This is a genomic window from Pantoea sp. X-Soil-ISGK-275 (genome assembly GCF_059730795.1).
In genome coordinates this window covers 3,270,229-3,287,344 of sequence record NZ_AP035976.1, presented here as the reverse complement: position 1 = coordinate 3,287,344, position 17,116 = coordinate 3,270,229, and the positions used below count along the sequence as shown (strand labels likewise).

Sequence of the window (17,116 nt, the reverse complement as noted above, 5' to 3'; positions counted from 1 at the left end):
CTGGCATTATTTGTCCGGCTAAACGCCCGTGCGCGGCATTTTCGCCGCCGCTGTGGAGTCCAGCGTCAAGTTATGGGATGATTGGGCCGTTTTTCAGGGGGCGGGGATGGGAAAACTGACGTTACTGCTACTCGTGCTGCTGGGATGGCTTCAATATTCCCTGTGGCTGGGTAAGAACGGTATTCATGACTATACGCGCGTCAACGAAGACGTCGCGTCACAACAGGCGAATAACGCCAAGCTTAAAGCGCGTAACGATCAGCTATTCGCCGAAATTGACGATCTCAATGGCGGCTCGGAAGCGATCGAAGAACGCGCACGTAATGAACTGGGCATGATTAAGCCCGGTGAGACTTTCTATCGTCTGGTGCCAGACCAGAACAAACGTAACGCGCAACAAGCTGCGCAAAATCAACAACGATAAGCCATGAACAAGCGCCCGATCCTTGCGGATGTGATTGCCGTGGTGCCCGCCGCAGGTGTGGGCAGCCGTATGCAGGCTGCCTGCCCAAAACAGTATCTGACCATTGGTCAATTCACCCTTCTTGAACACAGCGTCGCACGTCTGCTGGCACATCCTGCGGTAAAACAGGTAATTGTGCCGGTCAGTAATGATGATGGCTGGTTCGATTCACTGCCACTGGCGCAGGATTCCCGCATTCTCAGAGTGACCGGTGGCGACACGCGCGCCGAATCAGTGCTGGCGGGTTTAAACGCCATTCAACACAGCGAATGGGTGCTGGTGCATGACGCCGCGCGTCCTTGCCTGCATCCGGACGATTTAGCGCGCCTGTTAGCGGTACGTGAATACAGCAAGGTTGGCGGGATTCTGGCCGCGCCGGTGCGCGACACCATGAAGCGCGCCGAACCCGGCAAAACCGCCATTGCCCACACCGTTGAACGCGAGGATTTATGGCACGCGTTAACGCCGCAATTTTTCCCGCATCAGCTGCTCACCGCTTGCCTGACGCGCGCACTCCATGAAGGCGCTACCATTACCGATGAAGCGTCGGCGCTGGAGTATTGCGGTTATCACCCGGCGTTGGTGAGCGGACGTAGCGACAATATTAAGGTGACGCGGCCAGAAGATCTGGCGCTGGCGGCCTTCTACCTTACCCAGATTCAGTTACAGGAGAGCGCATGATGCGTATCGGTCACGGTTTTGACGTTCACGCTTTTGGCGGCGAAGGTCCGTTAGTGATTGGCGGGGTGCGTATTCCCTTCGAACACGGTTTTATTGCCCATTCTGATGGTGACGTGGCGCTGCATGCGTTGACGGATGCTTTACTCGGCGCGGTAGCGATGGGCGATATCGGCAAGTTATTCCCGGATACCGATCCGGCGTTTAAAGGCGCTGACAGCCGCGGTTTACTGCGTGAAGCCTGGCGTCGTATTCAGCTGAAAGGCTATCGCATCGGTAACGTCGATGTGACCATCATTGCGCAGGCACCGAAAATGTTGCCGCATGTGCCGCAGATGCGCGTCAATATCGCCGAAGATCTCGGTTGCCATATGGACGACGTCAACGTTAAAGCCACCACCACCGAAAAGCTGGGCTTTACCGGCCGTGGCGAAGGCATTGCCTGTGAAGCGGTGGCGCTACTGATAAAGGCCGATCAGGCATGAGTGAGCTGCATTACCTGCACGGCGTGCCCGCAGCCACCGGCGTTATCAAAGCCAATCCCGAAGATTTTGTGGTGATTGAAGATCTCGGCTATCCCTACGATGGCGAAGGCGAGCAGCTGCTGGTGCGCATCCGTAAAATTGGCTGCAATACGCGCTTTGTCGCCGAGGCCATTGCCAAATTTCTTGGCGTACCGGTGCGCGATCTCAGCTATGCCGGCATGAAAGATCGTCATGCGATCACCGAGCAAACGCTCTGTTTCCGTGTGCCCGGCAATGGCATGCCGAATCTGGCGGGATTCCAGCTGGAAGGCGTTGAGATCCTGCAGGTAATTCGCCACAAGCGTAAACTGCGTACCGGCGCGCTGGCGGGCAATGCGTTCCGCTTAGTGGTGCGTCAGATTTCCGATCGCCGTGAAGTCGACGCACGTTTGCAGCAGATTCAACAGCGCGGCGTGCCGAACTACTTTGGTGAGCAGCGCTTTGGTCGCGGCGGCAACAACCTGACGCAGGCGAAACAGTGGGCGAAGGAGACATTCCGTCCGCGCGATCGCAATATGAAAGGTTTGCTGTTGTCAGCGACCCGCAGCCATCTGTTTAATCAGGTGACCAGCGCGCGTTTGCAGCGTGATGGCGCTCTGGACGTGGTGCAGGTGGGCGATGCGGTGCAGCTGGCCGGACGCGGCAGCTGGTTTGTGGCGCAGGCGGAAGAGTTGCCTGACGTACAGCAGCGCGTTGATAATCACCAACTGCGTATCACTGCGCCGCTGCCGGGGCGTGGCGATCCGGGTCCACAAGGTGACGCGCTGCTTTTTGAGCAACAGAGCCTGGCAGGCGCAGAAGAATTGATTACACTGCTTGAGCGCGAGCGCGTTGATGCCGCGCGTCGTGCAATGCTGGTGGTGCCAAAGGATCTGCGCTGGGAATGGTGGGACGATATGACGCTGGAGATGCAATTCTGGCTGCCCGCCGGCAGTTTTGCCACCAGCGTGGTGCGTGAGCTTCTCCAACAAGAAGGTAACGATGCGGATATTGCTGAGTAACGATGATGGAATTCATGCGCCGGGTATTCAGACGCTGGCGCGTGCTTTACGTGAGTTTGCCGAGGTGCAGGTTGTCGCGCCCGATCGCAATCGTAGCGGCGCATCAAATTCGTTAACGCTGGAAACGCCGCTGCGTACTTTTACGCACGAAAATGGTGATATCGCGGTGCAGATGGGCACGCCGACTGACTGCGTGTTCCTCGGCGTCAACAAGCTGATGCCGCCGCGTCCCGACATCGTGGTGTCCGGCATCAATGCCGGTCCAAATCTTGGCGACGATGTGATTTACTCCGGTACCGTCGCTGCGGCGATGGAAGGGCGCCATCTGGGCTTGCCTGCACTCGCCGTCTCGCTCAACGGACATCAGCATTACGACACCGCCGCATCCATCACCTGTACGCTGTTACGCGCGCTATCGCGAGCTCCGCTGCGTACTGGCCGCATTCTCAATATCAACGTGCCGGATTTGCCGTTAGCGGAGATCAAAGGTTTCCGCGTTACCCGCTGCGGCAGTCGTCATCCCGCCGATCAGGTTATCTGCACCGAAGATCCGCGCGGCCAACCGCTTTACTGGATTGGCCCGCCGGGGCAAAAACTGGATGCTGGTCCGGATACCGATTTCGCTGCGGTGGATGCGGGCTATGTTTCGCTGACCGCGTTGCATGTGGATTTGACCGCGCATGCAGCACAAGAGGTTTTAAGTGACTGGCTGATCCAGGCAGAGGTAAAACTCGCATGGTGAATCGCCGCATCGAAACGCTTTTGGAGCAACTGCGCGCGCAGGGCATTCATGATGAACACCTGCTGAAAGCCATTGCCGATGTGCCGCGTGAGCGTTTTATCGATGAGGCGTTTGAACATAAAGCCTGGGAAAACGTCGCGCTGCCCATTGGCAACGGCCAGACTATCTCTCAGCCTTACATGGTGGCGCGCATGACCGCCTTGTTAGAGCTCACGCCGGAATCGCGCGTGCTGGAAATCGGCACCGGTTCTGGCTATCAGACCGCTATTCTGGCGCATCTGGTTAATCATGTTTATTCCGTCGAACGCATCAAGGGCTTGCAGTGGCAGGCTAAGCGCCGCCTCAAGCAACTCGATCTGCACAATATCTCTACCCGACATGGTGATGGCTGGCAGGGCTGGGCGACGCGTGGCCCGTTTGATGCCATTATCGTGACCGCCGCGCCGCCTGAAATTCCGACTTTGCTGATAGCGCAATTAGGTGACGGCGGCAAAATGGTGCTGCCGGTTGGTGAGGATCAGCAGGTGTTAAAGCGTTTGCGTCGTCAGGGCGATGAATTAATTGAAGAAATCATCGAGCCCGTACGCTTTGTGCCGTTGGTTCAGGGCGATCTGGCCTGAGCCATCCTTACGCAATTCTTCACAACTGTTACATGGCACGGCGCAGTTGATATTGTTACTATCCTTGTTTATCAATGCTAAAAACCGTTTTTAACGTTACGCGCAGTGGATAATGCGGTTAACGCCGTTACACATTTATATTCAGGGTTGCCATCACGGGGGATCAGTGAGCATGGGAAGCACAGCATTTCAATTACGCCGTTTGGCGGCACTTTCTTTGGTAGGTTTTTGGCTGGCGGGCTGTAGTTCTGGCGATAATACACAGGCACCCATTAGCCAGATTGGTGGTAACAGCGGCGATAGCGGTATAGCTTCAGCCCCAAGTGGCGGCATGATCTCTTCGCAAAACAGCGCTGTGCCTGCGATGCCGCGTGGCGGAATGTTAAGTGGCGGCACACCATCGGCGCAACCGTCAGGTGGAATGGTAAGTGACAATAACAATGTGGCCACAGAAAATGGTCGCATTGTGTACAATCGCAATTATGGGAATATTCCTAAAGGTAGTTACGGCGGTGAAACCTATACCGTAAAGCGTGGCGATACCTTGTTCTATATTGCCTGGATTACCGGCAACGATTTCCGCGATTTGGCACAGCGTAACAACATCGCAGCCCCGTATGGCTTGAATGCCGGGCAAACGCTGCAGGTGGGCAACGGCAACGGCCAAACCATCACCGGTGGAAACGCTATCACCGTAGCTGATGCAACTCAGGGCGGCGTGCCAGTTACCCCGAGCCAGACGCAAATTAAATCCACCCCTGTTGCACAGCAACCTGTTATTACGTATTCTGATGATTCGGGTAATTCGTCGGGTAGCAAATTGCTGCCGTCGAAAGGAGCAAATAATGTGGCAACGACCACAGCTCCGGTTGTCGCACCACCTACAGTCAGCAGCACGACTAATAGCACAACTCCAGTGGGAAGCTGGCGTTGGCCGACTGATGGGAAGATCATCGATAACTTCTCCGCTGCGGAAGGCGGAAATAAAGGTATCGATATCGCCGGTTCGCGTGGACAACCTGTTGTCGCCACAGCTTCGGGAAGAGTGGTGTACGCAGGCAACGCGCTCCGTGGGTACGGTAATTTAATCATCATCAAACACAATGATGACTACCTGAGCGCCTACGCCCACAACGACTCTATGCTGGTCCGGGAACAACAGGAAGTTAAGGCGGGGCAAAAAATCGCTACTATGGGTAGCACCGGTACCAGTTCAGTACGATTGCACTTTGAAATTCGTTACAAGGGGAAATCCGTAAACCCGTTGCGTTATTTACCGCAGCGATAATCCGGCAGAACCTTGGTTCTGCCCTTGGATCACGGGTAGGAGCCGCTAATGAACCAGAATACGCTGAAAGTTAACGATTTACATGAAGATGCGGAATTCGAGGAAAACAACGGAGCTGAGGTTTTTGATGAGAAGGCTCTCGTTGAGAACGAACCTGGTGATAACAACGACGTAGCGGAAGAAGAGCTGTTGTCACAGGGTGCGACGCAACGCGTTTTGGATGCGACGCAGCTTTACCTCGGCGAGATTGGTTATTCACCGCTGCTGACGGCAGAAGAAGAAGTCTTCTTTGCGCGCCGTGCACTGCGGGGTGACATTCCTTCTCGTCGCCGCATGATTGAAAGTAACTTACGCTTGGTAGTAAAGATTGCCCGTCGTTACAGCAATCGTGGTCTGGCGCTGCTGGATCTGATTGAAGAGGGTAATCTCGGCTTGATTCGCGCCGTAGAGAAGTTTGACCCAGAACGTGGGTTCCGTTTCTCAACTTACGCCACGTGGTGGATTCGTCAGACAATTGAACGGGCGATTATGAATCAAACCCGTACCATCCGTCTGCCCATCCACATCGTTAAAGAGTTGAATGTTTACCTGCGTACCGCGCGTGAACTTTCGCACAAGCTTGATCATGAGCCAAGTGCTGAAGAGATTGCCGAACAGCTAGACAAGCCTGTTGATGACGTGAGCCGTATGCTGCGTCTCAATGAGCGCATTACCTCGGTCGACACACCTTTGGGTGGCGATTCCGAAAAAGCGCTGCTGGATATCCTGGCCGATGAGAAAGACAACGGTCCGGAAGACACCACGCAAGACGATGATATGAAACAGAGCATCGTCAAGTGGTTGTTTGAACTGAATGCCAAGCAGCGTGAAGTGCTGGCACGTCGTTTCGGCCTGTTAGGCTATGAAGCGGCAACGCTGGAAGATGTAGGTCGTGAAATCGGGTTGACCCGTGAACGCGTACGTCAGATTCAGGTGGAAGGATTGCGTCGTCTGCGTGAGATTCTGCAGACACAAGGTTTGAACATCGAAGCACTGTTTCGTGAATAACAGAATACGTGGGTAACACAAGAAGCGGTGGTGAAAACCACCGCTTTTTTTATTGGTATAAAATATAAAAACAGGGCTTCTTTACTTAATCGAAATAAAAGCTTGTAACGTTATCACTTAAATCCTCACCTAAATAAGCGTAAATTAAAACCAGTAGTTGTTAATTATACATCTAATAAATGCGTTTTTTATCTTGCTCTCATTTAATAAATTGTAATGCTGCGCACGACTTTCTTTGCGATATTGCCATTATTTCTTTATTTGTGTCACTCCCATAAAAGTTTTTAGCTCGATGCTATGCCATTTTCTTGCTCGCTGTATCACCAGGATATTCAGGTAATGAATAGTTAAAAGGGAGTGAGAAGAACAATGAGTGTGCAAAGCAGCAGTACAAAGTCACCCTACTCCAGAGTGGTTTTCGGAATGCCAATATCTCTACTTTGGGGATATATTGCGATGGCCATCTTCATGACCGGTGATGGCATTGAGTTGGCTCATCTTTCACGATATCTCTACGATCTCGGCTATGGAGAAAAACAAGTTTCATTAGTTTTCACCGTTTATGCATTAACTGCTGCGGTCTCAAGTTGGCTTTCTGGCGCGGTCAGTGAAATTTATGGTCCTAAGAAAATCATGCTCACCGGCGCTATTTGGTGGATGGTGCTACATGCCGTATTTGTTTACTTTGGCGTGAGTGAAAATAACTTTATCTGGATGCTGGTCAGTTACACGTTGCGTGGCTTCGCTTATCCGTTGTTCTTTTATGGCTTCTACGTATTAGTGGTGCAGCGTACGCCTGAGCATCGCCTTGCCTCTGCTACCGGCTGGATATGGTCGATGTTTACCATTGGTTATGGCATCACGGCTTCCTTCCTTTCTGGCCTTCTGGTACCTGAAATTGGCTTCATTAATACGCTTTGGCTTTCACTGCTGTTTGCTGCGGTGGGTGGCATGATTATATTCCTTACGGTTAAAAATCAGAGTGAAGAAAATCTAAATAGTGAAGGCGTTAGCCGCAAAGAAAAATTACGTGAAATATCACGTGGAATAACCTTAATCTTTGAAGATCGCAGTATGTTCTTTGCACTGATAACGCGCATCTTATGTAATGTGGCATTATTTGGTTTGCCGGTGTTTATGCCGATTTATTTTACCCGTGAATTAGGTTTTTCTACTAAAGAGTGGGCGACTATCTGGGGCGTGTTTTTCCTCGTGCAACCTTTAACCAATGTACTTTGGGGCATTATTGGCGATCGCATTGGCTGGATTTTTCAAATGCGCTGGTTTGGCTTCTTCGGATGCACGATTACCACTGCCGCTTTCTATTATTTACCCTCGCTTTTCCCTGGCAATCTGGCGTTGGCCATCGTCTGCGCGCTGTTATTAGCTTTAACACTCACTTCCTTTGTGCCGATGGGAGCGATATTCCCGATGCTGGCGCCGCAACATAAAGGCGCGGCTGTCTCGGTACAAAATCTGGGCGGTGGTTTCGGCAATCTGATTGGCCCGGCGGTTGCTGCACTGATGTTCGGTCTGTCATTTGAAATCAAGCACGTGATTATTACTTTCTCTCTGCTCTATTTTGCCGGCGGCGTGATGACATTCTTTATTCGTAATCCCCAACCAAAGTTAGAGCGTAACGTACCATTGAAGACAACAGCTACCGAATCCGAATAAATACCCTCAATGAAAAGGATAGCAACATGACAACACTATTTTCACTGCAAAATAAAGTCGCCATTGTCACCGGCGCCGCATCGGGAATTGGCTACGCTATTGCTCGCTGTTTAAGTTCTGCGGGCGCGCAAGTCGCGATGGTTGATCGCGCAGAAGAGGTCAAATCGGTTGCCAACGAGATGGACAATCCTGCGCGAGGTTACGTTTTCGATCTGGCTAACGTCGAGGCGCTTGGCGAGCTGGTAGAGCAAATCCATCAGGATTTTGGCCGTATCGATATTCTGGTCAATAACGCCGGTATTGGCATGCTGGAAGCCGTCGGCGAAGTGCAACTCGCCAGCTGGAATACCACGATGTTGATTAACATGACCGCGCCATTCTTCCTCGCTCAGCATTGTGCCCGCTATATGAAGGCACAAGGTTTTGGCCGCTTTATTAATATCGCCTCACAGGCCAGCGTCATTGCGCTCAATGAGCACGCGGCATACTGCACCAGCAAATCAGGCATGGTTTCTTTTACGCGCGTGTTGGCAGCAGAGTTGGGGCCGTTTGGCATTACCGCCAATGCCATTTCACCTACGGTAGTTGAGACGGAATTAGGTAAGCGTTACTGGCATGGGGAGCGAGCCGAGCAGATGAAATCAAAAATTCCTTCGCGACGTTTTGCCACGCCAGACGAAGTCGCGAGCACAGTGCTGTATCTCAGCAGCAATGAAGCGGCCATGGTCAATGGTGAGAATTTAGTGATTGATGGGGGATATAGCGTGATTTAAAGCGGGGCGAGTTGATTGGGATGAGCCTGCTGATATTGCTTAACACCAGGGAATTGTCTGACAGAAAAAATAGCCCGCACAGAACGTTGCTTCTGGGCGGGCGAATAACTACACCAGCGTTTTCAAGCGATAGATCCATTCCAGCGCTTGCTTCGGCGTTAAGCTGTCTGGGTCCAGCGCCTCAAGAGCATCAACCGCCGGTGAGGTTTCCGCCACCAGCAACTGCATTTGCGAACCTTCCACCGTGGATGCGGCAGAGCTGCCAGATAACGCTTCCAGCTCCTTCAGTTTGTTACGTGCGCGCTTAATCACTTCCTTCGGCACGCCCGCCAGCGCCGCCACCGCGAGACCATAACTTTTGCTCGCAGCGCCATCCTGCACGCTGTGCATAAAGGCGATGGTGTCGCCGTGTTCGACCGCATCCAAATGCACATTCACGACGCCTTCCATTTTTTCTGGCAGCGTGGTCAGTTCGAAATAGTGGGTGGCGAACAGCGTCATGGCTTTAATGCGGTTCGCCAGACTTTCAGCGCAGGCCCATGCCAGCGACAAACCATCATAAGTTGAGGTGCCACGCCCGATCTCATCCATCAGTACCAGACTGTTTTCGGTGGCGTTATGCAGGATGTTGGCAGTTTCCGTCATCTCCACCATAAAGGTTGAGCGTCCTGAAGCCAGATCATCAGCGGCACCAACGCGCGTAAAGATGCGATCAATCGGGCCGATGACCGTCTCTTCTGCTGGCACATAGCTGCCAATCCACGCCATTAGTGCGATCAACGCCGTCTGACGCATGTAGGTACTTTTACCGCCCATATTGGGGCCGGTGATGATTAGCATGCGACGCTGCGGTGAGAGTGACAGCGGGTTAGCGATAAACGGCTCTTTCAATACTTGTTCGACCACCGGATGGCGGCCCGCAGTAATACGGATGCCCGCTTTTTCTTGCAGCACCGGACGGCAATAGTTCAGTGTCCAGGCGCGTTCGGCCAGGTTCGCTAACACGTCCAGTTCAGAGAGTGCAGCCGCACTGGTTTGCAGGGCTTCAAGATGCGGTAGCAGGCGGTCAAAGAGTTCATCGTAAAGGCCTTTTTCCAGCGCCAGCGCTTTACCTTTCGACGTCAGAACCTTGTCTTCATACTCTTTCAGTTCAGGAATGATATAGCGTTCAGCATTCTTCAGCGTCTGGCGACGAACATAGTGAATCGGCACCAGATGGCTTTGACCACGGCTGACCTGAATGTAGTAGCCATGAATCGCGTTAAAGCCAACTTTCAGCGTATCCAGACCCAGTTTCTCGCGTTCACGGATTTCCAGACGATCAAGATAATCGGTGGCGCCATCGGCCAGCGCACGCCATTCGTCGAGCTCAGCGTTGTATCCCGGAGCGATCACGCCACCGTCACGTACCAGCACCGGCGGCGATTCAATTATTGCCTGTTCCAGCAACTCACGCAGTTCGTTAAATTCACCCATCTGAGAGCGCAGATGAATTAATTGGGTAGCTTCAACGCCTTCCAGTTGCTGGTTCAACTCTGGCAACTGCTGGAAGGCATGTCGCATACGTGCCAAATCGCGTGGGCGCGCGGTGCGCAGTGCCAGTCGCGCCAGAATACGCTCAAGATCGCCCACCTGACGCAGTATCGGCTGCAGTTCCTGACTGAGCGATTGCAGTTCGGCAATAGACTCCTGACGACGCGCGATGGTCGTGACATCACGCAGCGGCATATGCAGCCAGCGTTTCAGCATACGGCTGCCCATTGGCGTAACGGTTTTATCCAGGATCGCCGCCAGCGTGTTTTCAATGCCGCCAGCCAGATTCTGCGTAATTTCCAGGTTGCGGCGCGTAGCAGCATCCATGATCACGCTATCCTGCTGGCGCTCCATGCTCAGCGAGCGAATATGCGGCAGCGAAGTACGTTGCGTGTCTTTGACATATTGCAGCAGGCATCCTGCAGCGCGTAGCGCCAGATGCGCCTGCTCAACGCCAAAACCACTTAAGTCGCGGGTGCCAAATTGCAGGTTCAGCTGCTGGCGCGCCGTATCGATTTCATATTCCCACAGCGGACGGCGACGCAGGCCACGGCGTTGATCGATCAATGTCATGGCCTGGAAATCTTCGGGATAGAGTAGTTCAGCCGGATTGGTGCGCTGCAGTTCTGCTGCCATCGTCTCCACATCGCCGGGTTCACTCAGGCGGAAGCGGCCAGAACTGATGTCCAGCGTTGCATAACCAAAACCACGTTGGCTCTGGAAGATAGCGGCGAGCAAGTTATCCTGGCGCTCTTGCAGCAGGGCTTCATCGCTGATGGTGCCGGGTGTAACGATACGCACCACTTTTCGCTCAACCGGGCCTTTGCTCAAGGCCGGATCGCCAATCTGTTCACAGATCGCCACCGATTCGCCGAGCTGGACCAGTTTCGCCAGATAGCCTTCAACCGCATGGTAAGGCACGCCCGCCATCGGGATCGGTTCACCGGCAGAAGCGCCGCGTTTGGTCAGGGAGATCTCTAATAGCTGTGAAGCGCGTTTCGCATCATCGTAAAACAGCTCGTAGAAATCGCCCATGCGGTAAAACAGCAGGATGTCAGGATGATCGGCCTTCAGGCGCAGGTATTGCTGCATCATCGGCGTATGGCCACTAAAGTCCATTTGCTCTGCTCCTTTCATCTCATTCTCACTCAACGTTCATTCTTTTAATTACCTGAGGCTGGGTCAATGCAGCCCGGAAGTGTCGTTATCGTGTGGACGGATAACGAAAGCGGGATATTACCATTTTTGCCACCGGACCTTCATCCGCCAGCAGGGCTTTATGGCTGCCGACCATAACAAATTGCTGCAAACGGTAAACAGCAAAATTTAATGAAAAAGGTAAAGTGTGGAGCCGTTTCGCAAATTCACGTTGTAACCGGCTGAAACAGGCGGGAAACGGTTAAATTTTAAGATATTGCTCTGTATGTCACTCCGATGAACGATTACCATGAGTGCTTACGGTTTCACCTGGCTTATGGATATCCAATGCGTTTTAAGGTTGCTCTTCTTCCGCTTATTACTTTGCTTGCTGCCTGCAGCAGTAAGCCTGCATCCCATCAGCAGCCCGCCGTTGTGCCTGCACCTAAAGGCGGTTTTTTGCTGGAACCTTCGCACGCGGTTCAACCGATGTTTGGCGATTTTGCGGGTAACCCTGCCGCTGAACAATTTATTGATCAAATGGTGGCAAAACACGGTTTTAACCGTGAGCAGCTGCACGCGGTGATTGGCCAGGCGAAGCGTCTGGATTACGTACTGCGCCTGATGGACCAGCAAGCGCCGAGCTATACGCCGCCAACCGGACCAAACGGTGCATGGATTCGTTATCGCAATAAGTTTATTACGCCGGATAACGTGCAGAATGGCGTGGCATTCTGGAATCAGTATCAGGATGCGCTACAGCGTGCGCAGCAGGTTTACGGTGTGCCGCCGGAAATCATTGTTGGCATTATCGGCGTTGAAACGCGCTGGGGCAGGGTAATGGGCAAAACGCGCTTGCTGGATGCACTGGCAACCTTGTCATTTAGCTACCCGCGTCGTGCAGCTTACTTCAGTGGTGAGCTGGAGACCTTCCTGCTGATGGCGCGCACAGAGCAAGACGATCCGCTGGATCTGCGCGGCTCCTTTGCCGGTGCGATGGGGTATGGACAGTTCATGCCATCCTCATATAAGCAATATGCGGTCGATTTTAATGGCGATGGTCATATCAACCTTTGGGATCCGGTTGATGCGATTGGCAGCGTAGCCAACTACTTTAAAGAACACGGCTGGCGTGCGGGTGAAAACGTTGCGGTGCCAGCCAGCGGTCAGGCTCCAGCGTTGGAGAATGGCTTTAAAACCAAGTACCCGGTAAGCACCTTAGCCGCGAGTGGTTTAACGCCACAGGGATCGCTGGATGGTAACTCTCAGGTAAGCTTGCTGCGTTTGGATCTCGGCACCAGTTATCAATATTGGTACGGCCTGCCCAACTTCTACGCCATTACGCGCTACAACCACAGCACCCACTATGCAATGGCGGTGTGGCAGTTGGGTGAAGCCGTGGCTAAAGCACGTCAGGGCGGCATGTTTTAATGCTGTCCATATAAAGTGTGAGGGTTTAAGATGGCGCCCCTTTTGCGGTGCCATCTTCACCGCATCCGACTTCTGAGGAGCGCTTATGAGTACCTTACCTGCCTGTCCTGTATGCCAGGCCGATTACACCTGGCAAGATGGCGAGAACCTGAATTGCCCATCTTGCGGCCACATCTGGACGGCAAACGCCGATGATGCAGTTGACGGCTTGGTGGTGCGCGATGCCAACGGCAACCTGCTAGCGGATGGCGACAGCGTAACTGTGGTTAAAGATCTCAAGGTTAAAGGCAGCTCTTCTACGCTGAAAATTGGTACCAAAGTCAAAAGTATTCGCCTGGTGGAAGGCGATCACAACATTGATTGCAAGATTGATGGCTTTGGTCAGATGAAACTCAAATCTGAGTTCGTCAAAAAGAACTAATCACAGGACGGCTCGGCGCCGTCCTGCTTGTTTCAATTCAGCAACCGATCCACCTCCTCGCACTGTTCCGCTGTTAGCTCGCCACCATAATTGCGCGAGTAGCTGCGCATTGAATCAAATCGGCGTGCAACGGCCGTTTTTATGGTGGTAACAAAATCATCGCCAATGGTGTAAATCGCCATCAGTTTACCAATGCGTTGCTGAATCTCACTGAGCTGCGCTAAATCGCCCGCCCGCCAGGCCTGCATCGCACGGGCAAACAGCTCCGGTACAATATTGTTCAAGCCGGAAATCACACCTGAACCGCCAGCCAGCAGATTGGGTAGCAGATATTCGTCATAGCCGGAAAGTACGGTGAAATCGCTACGCACTTTCTTCGTTTCTTCAATCATTGCGCGGTTGTGCGACAAACAATCCATGGTGTCTTTGATGCCAATAAAGTTGGGTAACTCCGACGCCAGTTCTGCGACCAGCGCAGGCGTTAAATCGCAGCCGGTGCGCGCGGGGAAATTGTAGGCGAACCATTTGCCGCCCAGCTGTGTGTCCAGCGCTTTGAAATAGCTCAGCAGCTGTTTATGTGTCTGCCCGTAATAGTAAGGAGGCAGCACCATCACAGCATCAAATCCGTTCTGCCAGGCTGCATCCGCCAGTTGCAGCATATCCGCAATACAGGTGCTGGAGACGTTTGCCACCATGCTCAGTGGCGAGAGTTGGCGCGCCTCGCGGATCAGCAACAGGCGCTCCTGCTGAGAGAGCGAGGCAAACTCGCCAATGCTGCCCATCAACAGCAAGGTATCAATGCCTGATTGATTCAGGCGCGAAAAATGGCGGCTAAGCGCATCAATATCCAGATTATTGTTGCTGTCGAAGGGCGTTACTGACGGACACCATACGCCGGGCAATGCGGGTTGTGCAGACATAACAAGCTCCTTGGTTAAAAAATGAAACATCGTTTTAACTTAATGCTATCTGCGCAGGCTAACCAGTTAGCGAGGATAAAAAGGTGAGATATCGCACTTTTCTCTTTCTATTAAGGCGAGAAAAGCAGGTAGTGTTTAGCCCCTCAGCCAAGACAGGAGCATTGCCATGCAAGACTGGAATCCACAGCTGTATCGCCAATTCGAATCAGAGCGAACCCGCCCGGCGCGTGAGCTATTGGAGCGCATTCCGCTCAGTGATGTGCGCTTTGCCACTGATCTTGGTTGCGGACCCGGCAACAGCACCGAGCTACTGGCACAAGCCTGGCCGAAGGCGCAGATAACCGGCATTGATAGCTCTGCCGCAATGTTAGAACAGGCACGTGAACGTCTTCCCGCCTGCCACTTTCAACTGGCCGATATTCGTCGCTGGCAGGCCGAACAGCCGCAGCAGGTCATCTATGCCAATGCCTCGCTGCAGTGGTTGACCGAGCATCACACCTTGCTGCCACATCTGGTTGATCAATTGGCCATCGGTGGCGCGTTAGCGATTCAAATGCCCGATAACCTTGAAGAACCGTCGCACCGCTTGATGCGTGAAGTGGCGGCGAATGAAAAGTGGCAGACGCTGATTTCACCTCAGGCGGCGGATCGCAAACGTCTGCTAACTACCGATCATTATTACGATTTATTGACCGACGCGGGTTGCAACGTTGATATCTGGCGCACCACTTATTATCACCCGATGGCAGATGCGCAGGGCATCATTACCTGGTTGCGTGCCACCGGGCTGCGTCCTTTCCTTGCGGGGCTTGATGATACCCAGCAGGCAGCATTTCTCCATGATTATCACCAGGCACTCATTCCGGCTTACCCCGTACGCAGCAACGGCCAGGTTTTGTTGGCCTTCCCGCGTCTGTTTATGGTTGCAGTGAAAATAAGCTGAGGTATCTGGAAGCCAGTACGCAGAAATGATGGCTGAAGGTTGAAAAGGGCTTTTCAGCGCACTATTTACTGCTAACGTGAAGCGCCACAACGGGAGAAGGCGATGAACGATGAACAGTTACAGCAGCTAAGTCGCCGTATTGGCGAGCAGTTGAAGAAACGTCAGGCAACGGTGACCGCAGCGGAATCCTGCACCGGTGGCTGGATTGCGAAAGTCTTTACCGATATCAACGGCAGCTCCGCCTGGTTTGAGCGCGGTTTCGTCACTTACAGCAATGAAGCCAAGCAGCAGATGGTGGGCGTACAGGACACAACGCTGCAGCAGCATGGCGCCGTGAGTGAACAGACGGTGCGTGAGATGGCGACCGGTGCGGCTAAAGCAGCGGCGGCAGAATATGCCATCGCGGTAAGCGGTATTGCCGGTCCAGATGGTGGCACGCCCGATAAACCGGTGGGCACCGTCTGGTTTGCGATTGCGGGACCAGAGGGGCGCGTATTAGCGCAGCGCCAGATCTTTGCTGGCGACCGTGATGCGGTGCGCCGTCAATCAGTGGTCTGGGCGCTGCAAACGCTGCTTGATGAATTTCTGATAAATTAAACTTGATACTGTATGACCATACAGTATAATTAGCGGCAACAGAACGAGCGACATACTTGATGTCGACTCACCCAGCATGATTAGGAGTGGAAATGGCGATCGACGAGAACAAACAGAAGGCTTTAGCTGCCGCACTGGGCCAGATTGAGAAGCAATTTGGTAAAGGCTCCATCATGCGCTTGGGTGAAGACCGCTCAATGGATGTCGAAACCATCTCTACCGGCTCACTGTCACTGGATATCGCGCTGGGCGCGGGTGGCTTGCCGATGGGACGTATCGTTGAGATTTACGGACCGGAGTCTTCGGGTAAAACCACGCTAACGCTGCAGGTTATTGCTTCTGCACAGCGCAAAGGCAAAACCTGTGCCTTTATCGATGCCGAGCACGCACTGGATCCGGTATACGCAAAAAAACTGGGCGTGGATATCGATAACCTGCTGTGTTCACAGCCGGATACCGGTGAGCAAGCGCTGGAAATTTGTGATGCACTGGCGCGTTCAGGCGCAGTTGACGTCATCATCGTCGACTCCGTGGCGGCGCTGACGCCGAAAGCGGAAATCGAAGGCGAGATCGGCGATTCACACATGGGTCTGGCCGCCCGTATGATGAGCCAGGCAATGCGTAAGCTGGCGGGTAACCTGAAGCAGTCCAACACGCTGCTGATCTTCATCAACCAGATTCGTATGAAGATTGGTGTGATGTTCGGTAACCCGGAAACCACAACCGGCGGTAACGCGCTGAAATTTTACGCTTCTGTTCGTCTGGATATCCGCCGTATCGGTGCGATTAAAGAGGGCGACGAAGTGGTAGGTAGCGAAACCCGCGTGAAAGTCGTGAAGAACAAAATTGCGGCACCGTTTAAGCAAGCTGAATTCCAAATCATGTATGGCGAAGGTATCAACACCTTCGGCGAGCTGGTGGATCTTGGCGTGAAGCACAAGCTGGTTGAGAAAGCCGGTGCGTGGTACAGCTACAACGGTGAGAAGATTGGTCAGGGTAAAGCTAACTCCACCAACTTCCTTAAAGAGAACCCAGCGATTGCGAATGAGATCGACAAGAAGCTGCGTGACTTGCTGCTAAGTGGTGAGGTCGCCGCCGCAGACACCGCGAAAATCTCCGCTGATGATCGCGAAGAAGCCAGCGAAACCAACGAAGATTTCTAAAATATTAATGGGAGCAGAGATGCTCCCGTTTTGCTTTTCCCCGCCAGTGCTTTTCCTCTCTGCCTTCTTGCTTTACCCTGCGTCCCTGCACGACTGTTAGAACAAGGTTGATCCTATGTCATCGTCACCATCTGCGGCACCTGTGCCAACATATTCCC

17 protein-coding genes are annotated in these 17,116 nt (G+C 53.1%); 15 read left to right on the top strand and 2 right to left on the bottom strand.

The annotated features are described in order from the left end of the window. The first annotated feature begins 106 nt into the window (after positions 1 to 106). From ftsB to AC6I8A_RS15310, 10 genes are all read left to right on the top strand, one after another. Positions 107 to 424: a cell division protein FtsB gene (gene ftsB / locus AC6I8A_RS15355; protein ID WP_007893240.1), complete on the top strand. Its 318-nt coding sequence runs from the start codon at positions 107 to 109 to the stop codon at positions 422 to 424. A gap of 3 nt (positions 425 to 427) precedes the next feature. Then, on the top strand, positions 428 to 1,144 hold the full coding sequence (gene ispD, locus AC6I8A_RS15350) for a 2-C-methyl-D-erythritol 4-phosphate cytidylyltransferase (protein ID WP_061719932.1): 717 nt from the start codon (positions 428 to 430) through the stop codon (positions 1,142 to 1,144). Continuing rightward, the gene (gene ispF / locus AC6I8A_RS15345) at positions 1,144 to 1,626 is read left to right on the top strand and encodes a 2-C-methyl-D-erythritol 2,4-cyclodiphosphate synthase (protein ID WP_061719965.1); all 483 of its coding nucleotides are present in this window, start codon (positions 1,144 to 1,146) and stop codon (positions 1,624 to 1,626) included. Before ispD ends, ispF begins: the two co-directional genes overlap by 1 nt. Beyond that, positions 1,623 to 2,666 (top strand): tRNA pseudouridine(13) synthase TruD, encoded by a 1,044-nt coding sequence (gene truD / locus AC6I8A_RS15340; protein WP_479489260.1) that lies wholly within the window; start codon positions 1,623 to 1,625, stop codon positions 2,664 to 2,666. The genes ispF and truD overlap by 4 nt, the downstream gene beginning before the upstream one ends. Then, positions 2,647 to 3,408 (top strand): 5'/3'-nucleotidase SurE, encoded by a 762-nt coding sequence (gene surE / locus AC6I8A_RS15335; protein WP_497818736.1) that lies wholly within the window; start codon positions 2,647 to 2,649, stop codon positions 3,406 to 3,408. Before truD ends, surE begins: the two co-directional genes overlap by 20 nt. Next, positions 3,402 to 4,028: a protein-L-isoaspartate(D-aspartate) O-methyltransferase gene (locus tag AC6I8A_RS15330; RefSeq protein WP_008104533.1), complete on the top strand. Its 627-nt coding sequence runs from the start codon at positions 3,402 to 3,404 to the stop codon at positions 4,026 to 4,028. Before surE ends, AC6I8A_RS15330 begins: the two co-directional genes overlap by 7 nt. A 172-nt stretch (positions 4,029 to 4,200) precedes the next feature. Beyond that, positions 4,201 to 5,316 carry a murein hydrolase activator NlpD gene (gene nlpD / locus AC6I8A_RS15325; protein WP_256697212.1) on the top strand — a complete coding sequence of 372 codons (1,116 nt, stop codon included), beginning with the start codon at positions 4,201 to 4,203 and terminating at the stop codon, positions 5,314 to 5,316. Positions 5,317 to 5,364: 48 nt separating this feature from the next. Beyond that, positions 5,365 to 6,363, top strand: coding sequence for an RNA polymerase sigma factor RpoS (gene rpoS / locus AC6I8A_RS15320; RefSeq protein WP_007893257.1), 999 nt, complete (start codon positions 5,365 to 5,367; stop codon positions 6,361 to 6,363). Between the two features lie 369 nt (positions 6,364 to 6,732). Next, the gene (locus AC6I8A_RS15315) at positions 6,733 to 8,040 is read left to right on the top strand and encodes an MFS transporter (RefSeq protein WP_436333202.1); all 1,308 of its coding nucleotides are present in this window, start codon (positions 6,733 to 6,735) and stop codon (positions 8,038 to 8,040) included. A 26-nt stretch (positions 8,041 to 8,066) separates the two neighbouring features. After that, on the top strand, positions 8,067 to 8,813 hold the full coding sequence (locus AC6I8A_RS15310) for a GolD/DthD family dehydrogenase (protein ID WP_479489261.1): 747 nt from the start codon (positions 8,067 to 8,069) through the stop codon (positions 8,811 to 8,813). Positions 8,814 to 8,921: 108 nt separating this feature from the next. On the opposite strand, the gene mutS is transcribed toward AC6I8A_RS15310, so the two are convergent. Next, positions 8,922 to 11,465 (bottom strand): DNA mismatch repair protein MutS, encoded by a 2,544-nt coding sequence (gene mutS, locus AC6I8A_RS15305; protein ID WP_293791824.1) that lies wholly within the window; start codon positions 11,463 to 11,465, stop codon positions 8,922 to 8,924. A 366-nt stretch (positions 11,466 to 11,831) separates the two neighbouring features. On the opposite strand from mutS, the gene mltB reads away from it, so the two are divergent. Both mltB and AC6I8A_RS15295 read left to right on the top strand, forming a co-directional pair. After that, positions 11,832 to 12,914 carry a lytic murein transglycosylase B gene (gene mltB / locus AC6I8A_RS15300; protein WP_154192294.1) on the top strand — a complete coding sequence of 361 codons (1,083 nt, stop codon included), beginning with the start codon at positions 11,832 to 11,834 and terminating at the stop codon, positions 12,912 to 12,914. A gap of 85 nt (positions 12,915 to 12,999) precedes the next feature. Beyond that, complete coding sequence (locus tag AC6I8A_RS15295; RefSeq protein WP_256697208.1) at positions 13,000 to 13,335, top strand: zinc ribbon domain-containing protein YjdM; 336 nt, start codon at positions 13,000 to 13,002, stop codon at positions 13,333 to 13,335. A gap of 32 nt (positions 13,336 to 13,367) precedes the next feature. On the opposite strand, the gene AC6I8A_RS15290 is transcribed toward AC6I8A_RS15295, so the two are convergent. After that, on the bottom strand, positions 13,368 to 14,255 hold the full coding sequence (locus tag AC6I8A_RS15290) for a dihydrodipicolinate synthase family protein (protein WP_479489262.1): 888 nt from the start codon (positions 14,253 to 14,255) through the stop codon (positions 13,368 to 13,370). Positions 14,256 to 14,421: 166 nt separating this feature from the next. On the opposite strand from AC6I8A_RS15290, the gene tam reads away from it, so the two are divergent. From tam to recA, 3 genes are all read left to right on the top strand, one after another. Next, on the top strand, positions 14,422 to 15,198 hold the full coding sequence (gene tam, locus AC6I8A_RS15285) for a trans-aconitate 2-methyltransferase (RefSeq protein WP_497818735.1): 777 nt from the start codon (positions 14,422 to 14,424) through the stop codon (positions 15,196 to 15,198). Positions 15,199 to 15,300: 102 nt separating this feature from the next. Then, positions 15,301 to 15,795 carry a nicotinamide-nucleotide amidase gene (gene pncC / locus AC6I8A_RS15280; protein ID WP_497818734.1) on the top strand — a complete coding sequence of 165 codons (495 nt, stop codon included), beginning with the start codon at positions 15,301 to 15,303 and terminating at the stop codon, positions 15,793 to 15,795. A gap of 92 nt (positions 15,796 to 15,887) precedes the next feature. Beyond that, entirely contained in the window at positions 15,888 to 16,958 is a 1,071-nt protein-coding gene (gene recA, locus AC6I8A_RS15275; RefSeq protein WP_008104515.1) for a recombinase RecA, read from the top strand. The last annotated feature ends 158 nt before the right edge of the window (positions 16,959 to 17,116 follow it).

Excerpts from the sequence above, each read along its gene's own strand:
- mltB (WP_154192294.1), top strand. The coding sequence starts at position 11,832 with ATGCGTTTTAAGGTTGCTCTTCTTCCGCTTATTACTTTGCTTGCTGCC.
- AC6I8A_RS15310 (WP_479489261.1), top strand. The coding sequence starts at position 8,067 with ATGACAACACTATTTTCACTGCAAAATAAAGTCGCCATTGTCACCGGC.
- AC6I8A_RS15290 (WP_479489262.1), bottom strand. The coding sequence starts at position 14,255 with ATGTCTGCACAACCCGCATTGCCCGGCGTATGGTGTCCGTCAGTAACG.
- rpoS (WP_007893257.1), top strand. The coding sequence starts at position 5,365 with ATGAACCAGAATACGCTGAAAGTTAACGATTTACATGAAGATGCGGAA.
- tam (WP_497818735.1), top strand. The coding sequence starts at position 14,422 with ATGCAAGACTGGAATCCACAGCTGTATCGCCAATTCGAATCAGAGCGA.
- AC6I8A_RS15330 (WP_008104533.1), top strand. The coding sequence starts at position 3,402 with ATGGTGAATCGCCGCATCGAAACGCTTTTGGAGCAACTGCGCGCGCAG.
- mutS (WP_293791824.1), bottom strand. The coding sequence starts at position 11,465 with ATGGACTTTAGTGGCCATACGCCGATGATGCAGCAATACCTGCGCCTG.
- recA (WP_008104515.1), top strand. The coding sequence starts at position 15,888 with ATGGCGATCGACGAGAACAAACAGAAGGCTTTAGCTGCCGCACTGGGC.
- pncC (WP_497818734.1), top strand. The coding sequence starts at position 15,301 with ATGAACGATGAACAGTTACAGCAGCTAAGTCGCCGTATTGGCGAGCAG.
- truD (WP_479489260.1), top strand. The coding sequence starts at position 1,623 with ATGAGTGAGCTGCATTACCTGCACGGCGTGCCCGCAGCCACCGGCGTT.
- ftsB (WP_007893240.1), top strand. The coding sequence starts at position 107 with ATGGGAAAACTGACGTTACTGCTACTCGTGCTGCTGGGATGGCTTCAA.
- AC6I8A_RS15315 (WP_436333202.1), top strand. The coding sequence starts at position 6,733 with ATGAGTGTGCAAAGCAGCAGTACAAAGTCACCCTACTCCAGAGTGGTT.
- nlpD (WP_256697212.1), top strand. The coding sequence starts at position 4,201 with ATGGGAAGCACAGCATTTCAATTACGCCGTTTGGCGGCACTTTCTTTG.
- ispF (WP_061719965.1), top strand. The coding sequence starts at position 1,144 with ATGCGTATCGGTCACGGTTTTGACGTTCACGCTTTTGGCGGCGAAGGT.
- ispD (WP_061719932.1), top strand. The coding sequence starts at position 428 with ATGAACAAGCGCCCGATCCTTGCGGATGTGATTGCCGTGGTGCCCGCC.
- surE (WP_497818736.1), top strand. The coding sequence starts at position 2,647 with ATGCGGATATTGCTGAGTAACGATGATGGAATTCATGCGCCGGGTATT.
- AC6I8A_RS15295 (WP_256697208.1), top strand. The coding sequence starts at position 13,000 with ATGAGTACCTTACCTGCCTGTCCTGTATGCCAGGCCGATTACACCTGG.